Source organism: Mesorhizobium sp. M7D.F.Ca.US.005.01.1.1 (assembly GCF_003952545.1).
GTDB lineage: Bacteria > Pseudomonadota > Alphaproteobacteria > Rhizobiales > Rhizobiaceae > Mesorhizobium > Mesorhizobium loti.
In genome coordinates, this window is the sequence record NZ_CP034453.1 from 1,587,254 (window position 1) to 1,601,701 (window position 14,448).

At 64.5% G+C, this 14,448-nt stretch carries 9 protein-coding genes and 1 pseudogene; 4 read left to right on the top strand and 6 right to left on the bottom strand.

The window, feature by feature from the left end; all coding sequences use genetic code 11:
* Window positions 1-99: 99 nt before the first annotated feature.
* The 3 genes from murJ to EJ076_RS07665 all read right to left on the bottom strand — a co-directional run bounded on the left by murJ (window position 100) and on the right by EJ076_RS07665 (window position 5,452).
* Entirely contained in the window at window positions 100-1,707 is a 1,608-nt protein-coding gene (murJ, locus tag EJ076_RS07655) for a murein biosynthesis integral membrane protein MurJ (RefSeq protein WP_109666038.1), read from the bottom strand.
* Between the two features lie 46 nt (window positions 1,708-1,753).
* A complete protein-coding gene (locus EJ076_RS07660) occupies window positions 1,754-4,558 on the bottom strand; it encodes a [protein-PII] uridylyltransferase (protein WP_109666040.1) in 2,805 nt (934 codons plus the stop codon).
* 90 nt (window positions 4,559-4,648) lie between these two features.
* A complete protein-coding gene (locus EJ076_RS07665; RefSeq protein WP_126067475.1) occupies window positions 4,649-5,452 on the bottom strand; it encodes a glycosyltransferase family 25 protein in 804 nt (267 codons plus the stop codon).
* 190 nt (window positions 5,453-5,642) lie between these two features.
* Here EJ076_RS07665 and EJ076_RS07670 point away from each other — a divergent pair, with 190 nt between their 5' ends.
* From EJ076_RS07670 to EJ076_RS07685, 4 genes are all read left to right on the top strand, one after another.
* Window positions 5,643-8,144: a heavy metal translocating P-type ATPase gene (locus EJ076_RS07670; RefSeq protein ID WP_109666044.1), complete on the top strand. Its 2,502-nt coding sequence runs from the start codon at window positions 5,643-5,645 to the stop codon at window positions 8,142-8,144.
* 43 nt (window positions 8,145-8,187) lie between these two features.
* Entirely contained in the window at window positions 8,188-8,580 is a 393-nt protein-coding gene (locus tag EJ076_RS07675; protein ID WP_126067476.1) for a DUF305 domain-containing protein, read from the top strand.
* An 86-nt stretch (window positions 8,581-8,666) separates the two neighbouring features.
* Window positions 8,667-9,512: an aldo/keto reductase gene (locus tag EJ076_RS07680; protein ID WP_126067477.1), complete on the top strand. Its 846-nt coding sequence runs from the start codon at window positions 8,667-8,669 to the stop codon at window positions 9,510-9,512.
* Window positions 9,513-9,614: 102 nt separating this feature from the next.
* A complete protein-coding gene (locus tag EJ076_RS07685; RefSeq protein ID WP_245462972.1) occupies window positions 9,615-10,373 on the top strand; it encodes an MBL fold metallo-hydrolase in 759 nt (252 codons plus the stop codon).
* Between the two features lie 22 nt (window positions 10,374-10,395).
* Here the strand turns inward: EJ076_RS07685 and EJ076_RS07690 are convergent, their stop codons facing one another.
* The 3 genes and pseudogenes from EJ076_RS07690 to mutS all read right to left on the bottom strand — a co-directional run bounded on the left by EJ076_RS07690 (window position 10,396) and on the right by mutS (window position 14,301).
* Window positions 10,396-10,950, bottom strand: coding sequence for a TetR/AcrR family transcriptional regulator (locus EJ076_RS07690; RefSeq protein WP_126067479.1), 555 nt, complete (start codon window positions 10,948-10,950; stop codon window positions 10,396-10,398).
* Window positions 10,951-11,019: 69 nt separating this feature from the next.
* A pseudogene (locus tag EJ076_RS07695) lies at window positions 11,020-11,485 on the bottom strand (nuclear transport factor 2 family protein).
* A gap of 83 nt (window positions 11,486-11,568) precedes the next feature.
* Window positions 11,569-14,301 (bottom strand): DNA mismatch repair protein MutS, encoded by a 2,733-nt coding sequence (gene mutS, locus EJ076_RS07700; RefSeq protein ID WP_126067480.1) that lies wholly within the window; start codon window positions 14,299-14,301, stop codon window positions 11,569-11,571.
* Window positions 14,302-14,448: the final 147 nt, after the last annotated feature.

Genomic DNA, 14,448 nt, shown 5'->3' on the forward strand with positions numbered 1-14,448 from the left:
TGGAGGGCCGTTTCGCGCGCGGCGAAAGTCTTTCGACGGCGCGCTTATGGACGAAGACGGCGCCGCGATCAAGACGGCGCTGCAGGTGGATCTGGCGCTCTACTCGTCCAGTTCGGTCTCTGCGACCGGTGGCGCCGACTTGCCCGATCCGCGTTTGACATTGCGCCGGATCATGCCGAAATCGGCGCCGCCGGTGGCAAACGCGGTTATGAAGTAGAGCAGCGCTCCGCCGGCAACCAGTGACAGCAGCGTCGTCGCCTTGACGACCAGCGGCGAGCCCAGGCCGAGCCTGACGGCGAACCAGTGTTCGGCAAAATAGAGCGCCGTTCCCATCACCACCGCCGACAGCACCAGACGTGGAATGCGTTTCATCAGCGGCACGTCGCGGCCCCAATGGCCGCGCCGGATCAGGACGCCGAGCAGCATCAGCGCGTTGACCCAGCCGGCGACTGCGGAGGCCACCGCAATGCCGGGCGCCCCCATCCTTGGAAACAGCGTCAGCGCCGTGGTGACGTTCACCGCCACCGAGATGGCGGCAAACATCATTGGCGTGCGTGTGTCCTCGCGGGCGAAGTAACCCGGCGTGAAGGCCTTGATCAGCACGAAGGCCGGCAGGCCGAGGCCGAAGATCGCCAGGATCGCCGCCACTGTCGGCGTCGAGCCGTTGGCGGCAAACGCGCCGCGCTCATAGACCAGCCGCACGATCGGCTCCGACATCACCCAGAGCGCGGCGGCTGCCGGCAGCGTCAGGAACAGCGTGAATTCGACCGAGCGGTTCTGCAGATTGGCCGCTTCGATCAGATTGCCCGACTTCAGCGCCCGCGACAGTTCGGGCAACAGCACGATCGCCACCGCCACGCCGACCACGCCGAGCGGCAACTGGTAGATGCGGTCGGCATAGGCGAGCGAGGACACCGCGCTGTTCTGCGCAGAGGCGATTGCCGTGCCGATCAGCTGGTTGATCTGGGTGATGCCGCCGGTGATTGCCGCCGGCAGCGCCAGGATCAACAGCCGCTTGACAGCGGGCGTCATTTTCGGCCGGCGGAAGCCGATCGAGATGCCGGCATGGCGCACCGCCACCCAGACGATCGCCAGTTGCACCAGCCCGGCGGCAAGCACGCCCCAGGACAGCCCATAGCCGACGGTGAGTGCGTCGGAGCCCTTGTACCAAGCATAACCGAGCACGCCGATCAGGATGATGTTGAGGAAGACCGGTGCCACTGCGGCGGCGAAATAGCGGCGCAGCGAATTCAGCATGCCCGCCATCATGGCGCCCAGCGACATGCAGATCAGGTAGGGGAACATGATCGTCGCCAGCGTCACCGTGGTGTCGAACTTCCCCGGCGTGCCGGCAAAACCCGGCGCCACCAAATAGCGCACGATCAGCGGCATCGACAGTTCCATGACGATGGTCAGCGCCAGCAGCGCCGTGAACAGCACGCCGAACACTTCCTCGGAGAAGCGCTTGGCGCCATCGGTGCCGTGGGTCTCGATCTCCTTGGCGAACAGCGGCACGAAGGCGGCGTTGAAGGCGCCCTCGGCAAACAGCCGGCGAAAGGTGTTGGGAAACTGGAAGGCGGCGTTGAAGGCGTCGGCGACCGGTCCGGTGCCGAGTGCGGCCGCCATCAGCATCTCGCGGCCGAAACCGAGCGCGCGGCTCATCAGCGTGCCGGAAGCGACCGTTGCGAATTTCTTGACGAGGCTCATGCGTTTGGAGACTGCCTACAGGATAAGGACAAAGTGATGGTGGCGGTCACTCGGCGGCCGCCGCCCTGGCTTTGCCGCCGCGTTCGGGCACGATGCCTTCGAGCGTCGCCATCAGCCGGTTGCGAATGGTCGCGATGCGGGCCGGGCTGTCGATCTTCTGGCCGGTTAGATCGGTGACATAGAAGGTGTCGATGACCTTTTCGCCGAAGGTGGTGATGTGGGCCGATGCGATGTCGAGCGACAGGTCGGAAAGCGTTCCGGTGATCTCCGACAGCAGCCCCGGCCGGTCCAGGCCTTCGACCTCGACGACCGAAAAACGGTTGGACAGCGTGTTGCGGATTTCGGCGCGTGGCGGGATCTTGAACACCTTGGCGCCACGCCGCGGCTTGGTGCGCTTCTCGATCATCTCCGGCAGCCAGCTCTTGCCCGACAGCACGTCCTCGATCAACCGGCCGACACGCTCGGCGCGCCGGCGCTCGTCCTCGTCACGGTCGAATTCCCGCGAGATCAGGATGGTGTCGAGTGCGCGGCCGTCCGATGTCGTGAAGATCTGCGCGTCGACGATGTTGCCGCCGGCTCCGGCGCAAGCCCCGGCGATGACCGACAGCAGGCGGGGATGGTCCTGCGCCAGCACGGTGATTTCGGTCACCGCCTCGAACTGGTGGGTCTTGACCATGGTGGCGAGCTTGTTGCCCGCCACATCCGCCTCGCGGATGAACTCGGCATGGCGCAGCTGGTCGGCGAGATCGACGGTCAAAAGGTAATTCTCGTAGTGCTGGCCGACATAGCGCTTGCGGGCCTTGTCCGGCCAGTCGCCAAGCGCCTCGGCCAGACGCTCGCGCGCCGCCGCCGTGCGCTGGGCGCGCGACACTTCTGAAAAACCGCCGGTCAAAAGCAATTCGGTCTCGTAGTAGAGCGTGCGCAGCAACTGGCCCTTCCAGCCGTTCCAGACACCGGGTCCAACGCCCCTGATATCGCAGACGGTGAGGATCAAAAGCAGCTTCAGCCGCTCGACCGACTGCACGATCGCGGCGAAATCCTCGATGGTCTTGCGGTCGTTGAGGTCGCGGGTCTGCGCCGTCATCGACATCACAAGGTGGTTCTCGACCAGCCAGGCCACGGTTTCGGTGTCGGCCGGCGACAGCCCCATATGCGGGCAGATGCGACGTGCGATCCTGGCGCCGGCCTCGGAATGATCCTCCGGCCTGCCCTTGGCGATGTCATGCAGAAGCACGGCGACATAGAGCGCCTCGCGGCTCTTCTTCAGTCCCGGCATCAGCGTGTGCGAGAGGGGATGGATCTTTTCGCCGTCGCCGCGCTCGATCTCGGCCAGCACGCCGATGCAGCGGATCAGGTGCTCGTCCACCGTGTAGTGGTGGTACATCGAGAACTGCATCATGGCGACGATCTTGCCGAAATCGGGGATCAGCCTGCCGAGCAGCCCGGCCTCGTTCATGCGCCGCAGATTGAGTTCGGCATTGCGGTCTGACGTCAGGATGTCGAGGAACAGCCGATTGGCCTCCTCGTCGCGCCGCAGCGACTTGTTGACTAGGCTAAGCGAGCGGGTCAGCAGCTTCAGCGCGTCGGGATGGAATTCCAGGCCGTGCTTGTCGGCGAACCAGAACAATCTCAAAAGATTGACCGGATCGCGCTCGAACACCTGGTCGTCGGCGATGTTGATGCGGTGGTTGTCGACAATGAAGTCGGAGGTGCCGGCCAGCTTGCGCTTGCGCCTGGAGAAAGTCAGGAAGATGCGGTTGAAGCCCGGCACGTGCTTGGCCTGCTCTTCCTCGAGCGCGGCACAGAAGATGCGGGTCAGGTCCCCGACATCCTTGGCAACCAGGAAGTAGTGCTTCATGAAGCGCTCGACCGCCGACAGGCCGGGGTGCGTGGTGTAGCCCAGCCGTTCGGCGATCTCGCGCTGGATGTCGAAATGCAGCCGTTCTTCAGCTTTTCCGGTGAGGAAATGCATGTGGCAGCGTACCGCCCACAGGAAATCCTCGGCCTTCTGGAACTCCCGGTATTCGCCCTCGGTGAAGACGCCCTTGTCGACCAGCTCCTCACCGGTGCGCACCCGGTAGAAATATTTGCCGATCCAGAACAGCGTCTGCAGATCGCGCAGGCCGCCCTTGCCGTCCTTGACGTTGGGCTCGACGAGATAGCGGCTTTCGCCGGCCTTGGCATGGCGGTCGTCGCGCTCGGCAAGCTTGGCCTGGACGTATTCGGGGCCGGTCGTGCGCACCACCTCATGGTCGAAGCGCAGCATCAGTTCGTCATAGAGTTTTTCGTCGCCCCACAGGAAACGCGCTTCGAGGATCGAGGTGCGGATGGTGACATCGGTGCGCGACAGGCGCAGGCATTCGTCGATATTGCGGGTGGCGTGGCCAACCTTCAGCCCGAGATCCCACAGCATGTAGAGCATGTATTCGACGGTCTGTTCGCCCCACGGCGTCTGCTTGTAGGGCAGCAGGAACAGAAGATCGATGTCGGACCCGGGCGCCAGCGTGCCGCGGCCGTAGCCGCCGACAGCGACGACGGCCATGCGCTCCGCCGAAGACGGGTTCTTGACCCGGTAGACATGGGTGACGGCGAAATCGTAAAGCGCCCGGATGATCTCGTCCATGAGATGCGACAGCCGCGCCGCGCAGGCGCTGCCACCGCCATCGTCCCGCAGCATGCGCTCGGCAACGGTGCGCCCCTCGGCCAACCGTCCCTTGAGCAGCTGGAGCACACCGCTGCGCGCGGCCTGTCCGGAACCGTCGCCTGCCGTGGCCGCGGTCAGCGCGGTCATCTCGCGGCGCAAGGCTTCGCCGTCGATCAGTTCGTCGAGCTTCAGGGAGATTCTTGCCATATGTCCAAGTCGGCCTTGCCTTTTCGGCGGCGTCTATAGCGCGTTTTCGCGGCGCTGGGTATGGGGCGGGAGGCCAGCCCCGAAAGCGGCCTAGTCGTTTGCCTCGATCCGGTCGAGAGGGACGACAATATGTTGCCGAAATCTGCAGAAATCGATGATCCAGCGTAGAATTCGCCCGGCCTCTTTCCTGATTCTCTGGGCGGTCGGTTTCCTGCGTTTTACGGCAAGCCCGCTTGCGACCCGTGCGGCTTCCCGTTCCTGCTCAAGCAGGCTTGGCAGTCTGTCGCCGACGAACTGGTCCTGCGCGCACACAGCGGGAACGAGCTGGTAGATCGTCTTGCGCGCCGATCTCGGGAGAGCCAGATCGAAGATGAGTTCATCGACAGCCACGTTGACCTGTGCGGTTGCATCGAGAAGATGGCGCGCCATCTGCCTCGAGAGCAGGTAACCGCCAGCCCCGACATGGCTCTTGCTCAGCCTGAATACGGAAAAACCGCGGCCAACGGAGATCCTTCTGCGCTGGATCATGGTTTTGGCAAAGAAGGTCTCGAGCTTGACGACATCGGCATCGGCCGGAATCCAACTCGTATCGGCAAGCAGCGCGCCGGCCTTCGCGGAAAGCACCATGTCGTCCTCGAACACGGCGCCGTACGGGGCCTCGTCTTGCGCAATGATCGTCCAGCAGGTGCGATGGCTGTGCAAGCAGGCGATCTCGCTCCCCGACAGGGGGCGGATGGCATGCATGGCGTGCTGCGGTTGCAACACCAGGTCCGGGTGTTCCCTGGCATCGATTGCGGCCACCCGCTCGAACGCAACGCCAATGCGGGCAAACTCCGCCGTCATATGGGCAAGCCTCTCAGGAGACCGATCGAGATTGATGACCAGACGCTTCATTACCGACGAACTCTTCACCTTCCGGGACCACCGGGGCTCTCTAGCAGCGGCGATGTTGCCGCGTAAGGACTTTTTATGGGAGAATCGCGCGCACCGGGCCGGTGATGCAAAAAGTCGAAACAGGCCTTGACCTTCCAGTTACTGGAAGCACTACCTGACCCTCGAAGCAGAAACATCGAGGCATTTCGCAATGACACATTCAGACCACGGCCACCATGCGCATGGCAGCTGCTGCGCGGCGAAAGCTGCGGCCGAGGATCCGGCCCTGCTGCGCGACCCGGTCTGCGGCATGATCGTCGACCCGGCCGCCGGCAAACCGACGGCCGAGCATGATGGCCATCTCTATCATTTCTGCAGCCAGGGCTGCCGCACGAAATTCGTCGCCGAGCCGGAAAAATTCCTGACGGCCACTGATCCGGTCTGCGGCATGAGTGTCGATCGCGCGACAGCCAGGCACTTTGCCCGCCACGAAGGTCAGGGTTTCTATTTCTGCTCCGCCGCTTGCCAGGCGAAATTCGAGGCGGAGCCGCAAAAATATCTCGGCGACAAGCCGGCGCCGCAGCCGATGCCCAAGGGCACGCAATACACCTGCCCGATGCATCCCGAAATCATCCGCGACAAGCCTGGGTCCTGCCCGATCTGTGGCATGGCCCTGGAGCCGATGGGCGTGCCGACGGGCGATGAAGGGCCAAATCCCGAGCTGGTCGACTTCACCAGGCGGTTCTGGGTGAGCGCCGTCCTGTCGGTCCCCCTTCTGATCATCGCCATGGCGCCCATGATCGGCCTGACGTTTGAAGGCCTGGTCGAGGATCGGACAAAGGTCTGGATCGAGCTGGTCCTGGCAAGTCCGGTGGTGCTTTGGGCCGCCTTTCCCTTCTTCCACCGCGGCTGGGACTCGCTGGTCAACCGCAGCCCCAACATGTGGACGCTGATCTCGCTCGGCGTTGGTGCCGCCTATCTCTACAGCGTCGTCGCCACACTGTTTCCGGACATTTTTCCGCATCAGTTCCGCGGCCATGGCGGTGCCGTGCCGGTGTATTTCGAGGCTGCCGCCGTCATCGTCGCGCTGGTCTTCCTAGGCCAGGTGCTGGAGTTGCGCGCCCGTGAAAAGACCGGGTCGGCAATCCGCGCCTTGCTCGATCTCGCGCCGAAGACCGCGCGGCTGATCGCCGCCGACGGTTCCGAAAGCGATGTGCCGCTCGACGCGGTCAAGGCCGGCGATCGCCTGCGCCTCCGCCCCGGTGATGCCGTGCCGGTCGACGGCACGGTGCTGGAAGGCCGCTCCTCGATCGACGAATCGATGATCACGGGCGAACCGTTGCCGGTCGAGAAGACCGAGGGCGATGCGCTGACCGGCGGCACGCTCAACAGACAAGGTTCGCTGATCATGCGCGCCGAGCGGATCGGCGCCGAGACGACGCTGGCGCGCATTGTCGAGCTCGTCGCCAAGGCGCAGCGCTCCCGCGCCCCGATTCAAGGGTTGGCCGATCGCGTTTCTTTCTACTTTGTCCCGGCTGTCGTCCTTGTCGCGATTGCCGCTTTCATCGCCTGGGCCGTGTTTGGACCCGAGCCCAGCCTGATCTTTGCCATCGTCTCGGCGGTGTCGGTGCTCATCATCGCTTGCCCCTGTGCGCTCGGCCTCGCCACGCCGATGTCGATCATGACCGCCACCGGGCGCGGGGCGCATGCCGGCGTGCTGATCAAGGAGGCCGCGGCGCTCGAGCGCTTCGCCTCCGTCGACACGCTGATCGTCGACAAGACGGGTACGCTGACCGAAGGCCGGCCGAAACTGACCGATGTCGTTGCGGCAAACGGTTTTTCCGACGACGAATTGCTGGCGCTCGCCGCGGGTCTGGAGAAGGGCTCGGAGCATCCGTTGGCTGAGGCCATCGTTGACGGCGCTGGGACGCGCGGACTGAAGATCAATGAGGCCTCCGGCTTCGAGGCAGTCACCGGCAAGGGCGTTTCCGGTTCGATCTCGGGAAAGAAAATCGCGCTCGGCAATGCCGCCATGATGGCTGATCTCGGCATCGACACCACACCCATCTCAGCCAAGGCCGAGGCGCTGCAGGTCGAAGGCAAGACGGCGATGTTCGTCGTCGTGGACAAGAAACTGGCCGGCCTCGTCGCCGTCGCCGACCCGGTCAAGGCGACCACCGCCGAGGCGATTAGGGCGCTGCACGACAGCGGCTTGCGGATCATCATGGCGACCGGCGACAACGAACGCACGGCAAGGGCGATCGCCAGAAGCCTAGGCATCGACGAGGTTCGCGCCGGCCTGTTGCCGGAGCAGAAGGCCGCCCTCGTCGACGAGCTGCGCGCCACGGGCAAAGGCGTCGCCATGGCCGGCGACGGCGTCAACGATGCACCCGCCCTTGCCGCCGCCGATGTCGGCATCGCCATGGGCACCGGCGCCGATGTCGCCGTCGAAAGCGCCGGCATCACCTTGGTCAAGGGCGACCTCAACGGCATCGTGCGGGCGCGCACGCTGGCGCAGGCGACGATCCGCAACATCCGCCAGAACCTGTTCTTTGCCTTCCTCTACAACGTGCTTGGCGTGCCGGTCGCCGCCGGTGTGCTCTATCCGCTCACCGGCACGCTGTTGTCGCCGATGCTGGCGGCGGCGGCGATGAGCCTGTCCTCGGTGTCGGTGATCGCAAACGCATTGCGGCTGAGAACATTGAAACTCTGAGCCAAGCCCCCAGATACGAAACCCACCCAACAGGAGACCATGAATGACCTTGGCTAAAAAACTCGTGCTTTTGCTGATGGCGGCCGGAATGCTGCTTGCTGTCTTCCTCGAAAGCGTCCCGGCACAGAGCGAGGAGATGAAACACGACATGGGCGCCATGGCGACGGACGCGACCAGCCCTTCGACCGAAGGCTACAAAGCCGCGATGGACAAGATGCATGCCGACATGATGGCATCTGAATACACCGGCAATGCCGATGTCGATTTCGTCAAGGGCATGATCCCGCACCATCAGGGTGCCATCGACATGGCCAAGGTCGAGCTCGCCAATGGCAAGGACCCGGAAATCCGCAAGCTCGCCGAAGGCGTCATCGCCGCGCAGGAAGCCGAGATCAAGCAGATGCAGGCCTGGCTCGCCGCCCATCCGGTGAAGTAGACTTTCGGCAATCGCCTAGGCGGCGAGAACGCCTCTGGATTTCTCGCCCAGCCTGTGATGCGATCCGGCCCCAACTGGAGCCCGCCATGCCGTCGACCATCAGAACCACCAAACTGCCCTCTGGCGAAGCCGTTCAGGTGCTTGGTCAGGGGACATGGAAGATGGGCGAGGATATCAGCCGCCGTACCGATGAGGTGAATGCTCTCAAGCTCGGCCTCGACCTCGGCATCACACTGACCGACACCGCCGAAATGTATGCCAGCGGCGGCGCCGAGGAGGTGGTGGCCGAGGCCATTGCCGGGCGCCGCGACGAGACCTTCCTGGTCTCGAAAGTGCTGCCGTCAAACGCTTCGCGCGCGGGCGTGCAGCGCGCCTGCGAAAACAGCCTGAAACGCCTGCGCACCGACCGCATCGACCTCTATCTGCTGCATTGGCCCGGTAGCGTGCCTCTGACTGAGACGGTCGCGGCCTTCGAGGCCCTGAAAAAGGCCGGCAAGATCCGCTATTGGGGCGTCAGCAATTTCGACACCGACGAGATGGAAGAGCTGATCGGCTTGTCCGATGGCGGCAATGTCCAGACCAACCAGGTGCTCTACAATCTGGTCCGGCGTGGCCTCGAATTCGACCTGGCGCCGTGGAGCCGGCAGCGCGGCATCCCCTTGATGGCCTATTCGCCGGTCGAGCAGGGCGCGCTGGCGCGCAATGCCAGGCTCGACGCCGTCGCCGCCCGCCACAATGCGACCCCGGCACAGATCGCCCTGGCCTGGGTGATGCATCAGGAGGGCGTCATCGCCATCCCGAAGGCAAGCAGCCAGGAACATGTCCGCCAGAATGTCGCCGCGCTCGACATCAAGCTTACGCCACAGGACATCGCCGATCTCGACCGCGCCTTCCCGCCGCCGGCGCACAAACGTGGGTTGGAGATGATCTAGAGAGGCATGATCCCGAAGCGGGAACCAGTTTTCGGAAATAGTGAGCAAGCATTGGAACGAATTTCAGCCGGGCATCGGCACACGGCGTACAGAATCGGAGCCATGACGGTCACGTCGCTGCGCGACGGTTATGTCGACATGCCAATAAGGCGGCTGCGCCAGCCCGGAAACATTGTATTCGGCGATAAGCTGCCATCGCAGGTAGCGCTCGTTGACGGCGCGCTCAGGCTATCCGTCAACGCCTTTGCCATCGATGACGGCGACGACATCACGCTGATCGACACAGGGGCTTCGAACGCCTGGCACCCGACGATGGGGCATTTGCCCGAGGCGCTGCGCGAGGCGAAGATCGCCATCGACCGGGTACGCACAATTGCCTTCACCCACACCCATCTCGACCATATCCACGGGCTCATCCTTGCCGATGGTCGGGATGGCTTCCCGCAACTTACGCGCCTGCTTGTCCCGCGACTCGAGCTCGGCATGTTCCGGGCAGAGGCGAGGCTGGAACGCTTCCACAGCCGGGCCCAGCCTTTCGACGCCGGACAGCGCGTCAGCGCTCATATCGAGACGATCGCCGCCGCTGGCCATGAAGTCGGTCACACCTGCTTCCGCGTCATGAGCGAGAACGAAACGCTGTTGATCTGGGGCGACATCGTGCATGTGCCGTCGCTTCAATTCGATCGACCGGAGATCACGTGGGAATTCGACGCCGACCAGGAGCAGGCGAGGACAAGCCGGCTGCAGATACTGGGCCTTGCGGCTAGCAACGGCTGCTACGTCGCAGGTGCGCATCTCGATTCACCGGGTGTCGGTAGGGTTTCCCGTACCGAAACAGCCTTCCGCTTCGAGCCCTTGTAAATTCGAGCCCTCGTAAAAAACTTTAGCCGAGCGCCGCCCGCGCCCGTTGCAGCGCGCGCGAAAACACCGCTGTGTCGTCGAAAGCGCGCGCCAGCGTCAGTGCACCCTGGATGGCGCCGACCGTCTCTTCGGCGAGTTCGTCTGCCTTGGCCGGGCTGTGTCCGCTGCGGGTCAGTGCTTCGGCAAGATGCGCCACCCAGCGGCTGAAATAGCTTTTGATCGCCTTGGCAAAAAGGTCGCGGGACTCGTCGAGCGCGAAGGCGCCGATCAGGCAGACCCGGCGGCCGGAGCGAAAATAGCTGTCGGTTGCCTCCAGCATGCGCTCGATGCCGGCATGCGGGTCAGCTGTGTCCTGCAACGGCAGGAAGACGTTCTCTTCGAACCAGCCGTCTATATGGGCGATGACGGCCGCCGCCATCTCTTCCTTGCCGCCAGGAAAGAAATGATAAAGGCTGCCCTTGCCCAGCCCCGTCGCCGCGCCGATCAGCGCCAGGCTCGCCCCTTCATAGCCGTGCTCGCGGAAGACCTCGCCGACGATGGCCAGCAGATCGGCGCGATCGGGTGCGATCCTGCGCATGCGCGCTTAATCCTTACGCTTGAGCATGATCTTTTCCGAAAACCGCGACACACTTTTCGGGATCATGCTCTAGAGCCCGAGTTCGGTCAGGCCGGGGTGGTCGTCGGGCCGGCGGCCAAGCGGCCAGTGATATTTGCGCTCGCTTTCTTCTATCGGCAGGTCGTTGATGCTGGCGACGCGCCTGCGCATCAGGCCGGCCGCGTCGAATTCCCAGTTCTCGTTGCCGTAGGAGCGAAACCAGTGGCCGCTGTCGTCGCGCCATTCATAGGCAAAGCGCACCGCGATGCGGTTTTCGTTCCAGGTCCACACTTCCTTGATCAGGCGGTAATCGAGCTCGCGCGCCCATTTGCGCTTGAGGAAGCCGACAATCTCGCTTCTGCCGGCGACGAATTCGGCGCGGTTGCGCCAGGTGCTGTCCTCGGTATAGGCAAGCGAAACCCGTTCGGGTTCGCGGCATGTTCCATGCGTCCTCGGCCAGCCGCGCCTTTTGCGCGGCGGTCTCGGCGGTGAAGGGCGGCAGCGGCGGACGGCTCATCATATTCTCCCATCGGCGAGGCGATGGCATTGTACCGTTTGGTACAGTCGGGTCAAGACCAAAGGTCAAAGGCGAGAATTAGGCTAGGGCTTTCCCGCCAACCCTTTCAGCCGGTAGAGCGCTTCCAGCGCCTCCCGTGGCGTCATCTCGTCGGGATTGATATCGCCGAGTGCCGCGCCCAGCGCGTCGCTCTTGACCGGCTTCGGCGCTTCCCGCTTCACCGCCACCGAAAACAGCGGCAGGTCGTCCACCAGCCGGTTGGTCTTGCCGGAAACCTCGCCTTCCTCAAGCTGGTGCAGCACTTCCTTGGCCCGGTCGACCACCGCCTCCGGCAGGCCAGCCAGCCGTGCCACCTGCACGCCGTAGGAGCGGTCGGCGGCACCCTTGCCGACTTCGTGCAGGAAGACGACGTCGTTTTCCCATTCCTTGACCCGCATGGTCACATTGTGGAGCCGCGCCAGCTTGCCGGCCAGCGAGGTCATCTCGTGGAAATGGGTGGCGAAGATCGCCCGGCAGCGGTTCTTCTCATGCAGATATTCGACCGCCGCCCAGGCGATCGACAGGCCGTCGAAAGTGGCTGTGCCGCGGCCGATCTCGTCGAGGATCACCAGTGCGCGCTCACCGGCCTGGTTGAGGATCGCCGCCGTTTCGACCATCTCGACCATGAAGGTCGAGCGGCCGCGCGCCAGATCGTCCGAGGCGCCGACACGCGAGAACAGCCGGTCGACGACACCGATATGGGCCGATGTCGCCGGCACGAACGAGCCGGTCTGGGCCAGGATGGCGATCAGCGCGTTTTGCCGCAGGAACGTCGACTTACCGCCCATGTTGGGGCCGGTCAGAAGCCAGATCGCGCCGTTCTTGGCGCTGCCCTCCGGCGACAGGTCGCAATCATTGGCGACGAATGGGCCTTCGCCGGAGCGGCGCAACGCCTGTTCGACCACCGGATGCCGCCCGCCCGTAATCTCGAAGGCGAGGCTGGAATCCACCACTGGCCTGCACCAGGCCTCGCTTTCGGACAAAAGCGCGAGGGCGGCCGAGACATCGAGCACGGCCAGCGCATCCGCACCGGCGCGGATCTTCTCCGCTTCGCCGACCGCTTCCGCCGTCAACGCGTCGAAGGCGGCAAGCTCGATGCTGAGCGCCCGGTCGGCGGCATTGGCGATCTTGGTCTCGAGTTCGGCAAGCTCGGTCGTGGTGAAGCGCATGGCATTGGCCATGGTCTGGCGGTGGATGAAGCGCGCCTTGGCGCCATCGCTGCCGGTCATCGCCGCGTGGTGGTTGGCGGTCACCTCGATGTAGTAGCCGAGCACATTGTTGTGCCGGATCTTCAGCGAGCGGATGCCGGTCTCGTCGATCAGCGAGCGTTCCAGCCCGGCGATCACTTTTCGCGATTCGTCGCGCAGCGCCCGCATCTCGTCGAGATCGGCATGGTAACCGCCGCGCACGAAGCCGCCGTCGCGCTTGAGCAGCGGCAGTTCGTCGCCAAGCGCCTGCGTCAGATGCTGGGCCAGCGCCTGGGGCAGCGCATGGATGGCAGCGAGTGCGGCCGTCAATTCCTGGGGCAGGGCGGTCGCGGCAAAGATTTCAGCGATCGCGCCTGCCGCTTCGAAACCGGCGCGCAGCGCGCCGAGGTCGCGCGGACCGCCCCGGTTGAGCGCCAGCCTGGACAGCGCGCGCGGCATGTCGGCGACGCTCTTCAGGCTCGACCGCACCGCCTGGCAGAGCCGCGTCTCGGAGCGGAAGAACGACACCGAGTCCAGCCTGGCGCCGATCGCGGCCGGGTCGGTCAGCGGCGCCATCAGCCGGTCGGCGAGCAGTCTTGCGCCGCCGCCGGTCACCGTGCGGTCGATCGCCTTGAACAGCGAGCCTTCGCGGCTGCCCGACAGTGTGCGCAGCAGTTCGAGATTGCCGCGTGTTGCCGGGTCGATGAACAGGGTCGAGCCCTGCTCCTCGCGCTCCGGCCGCGACAGCGGCGGGCGCTCGGCCTTCTGCGTCTTCTCGACATAGGCGATGGCGCCCGAGATCGCCGACAGTTCTGCGCGCGAAAAGGCGCCAAAGCTATCCGGCGTCGCCACATCGAAGAAACGGGCGATGCGTCCGGTGGCCGAGGCCGAATCGAACAGTGACGGCGGCTGCGGGCTGGCGACGCGGCCGAGCACGTCGAACACTGGCTTTAGTTCGGGATCGTGGAACACCGGCTCGGCGACGATCAATTCGCGCGGATCGACACGGAAGATGTCGGCCAGCAGCCGGTCGGCGGTGGTGTCCGTGACGCGAAAGGCGCCGGTCGAGATGTCGATCCAGGCCAGCGCGAAACTCTGGTCAGCTCCGCCCTTCACCCGTCCCAGCGCCATCAGGAAACTCGATTCCGAGGGCGCCAGCAATTTGTCCTCGGTGATGGTGCCAGGGGTTACCAGCCGCACCACGTCGCGGCGCACCACCGATTTGCCGCCGCGTTTCTTCGCCTCTGCCGGGTCCTCGATCTGCTCGCAGACGGCGACGCGGAATCCCTGGCCGATCAGCTTCTGCAGATAATCGTCGGCCGCATGCACCGGCACGCCGCACATCGGAATGTCGAGCCCTTGGTACTTGCCGCGCTTGGTCAGCACGATGCCCAGCGCCCGGCTCGCCTTCTCGGCATCGTCGAAGAACAGCTCGTAGAAATCGCCCATGCGGTAGAACAGCAACGAATCCGGGTTCGCCGCCTTGATCTCGATGAACTGCTCTATCATCGGCGTGGCGCCAGCGTGGGCGCTGGGCACCGGCGTCATCGCCTCGGGGGCGTCTGGCTCGTTTGGAATGTGCATGTTCATGCGCGGCACGCTAGCAGATGTGATCGCGCGGTTTAATGCCGAGGCTTCGAAAAACGGGGGACGACCGACACGGCCGATTGCCCGCAATTGCCGATCCGATCCGCGATTCCCGCGCGCTGGCGGTTTACACGCGGCGGCGCGTGGTCT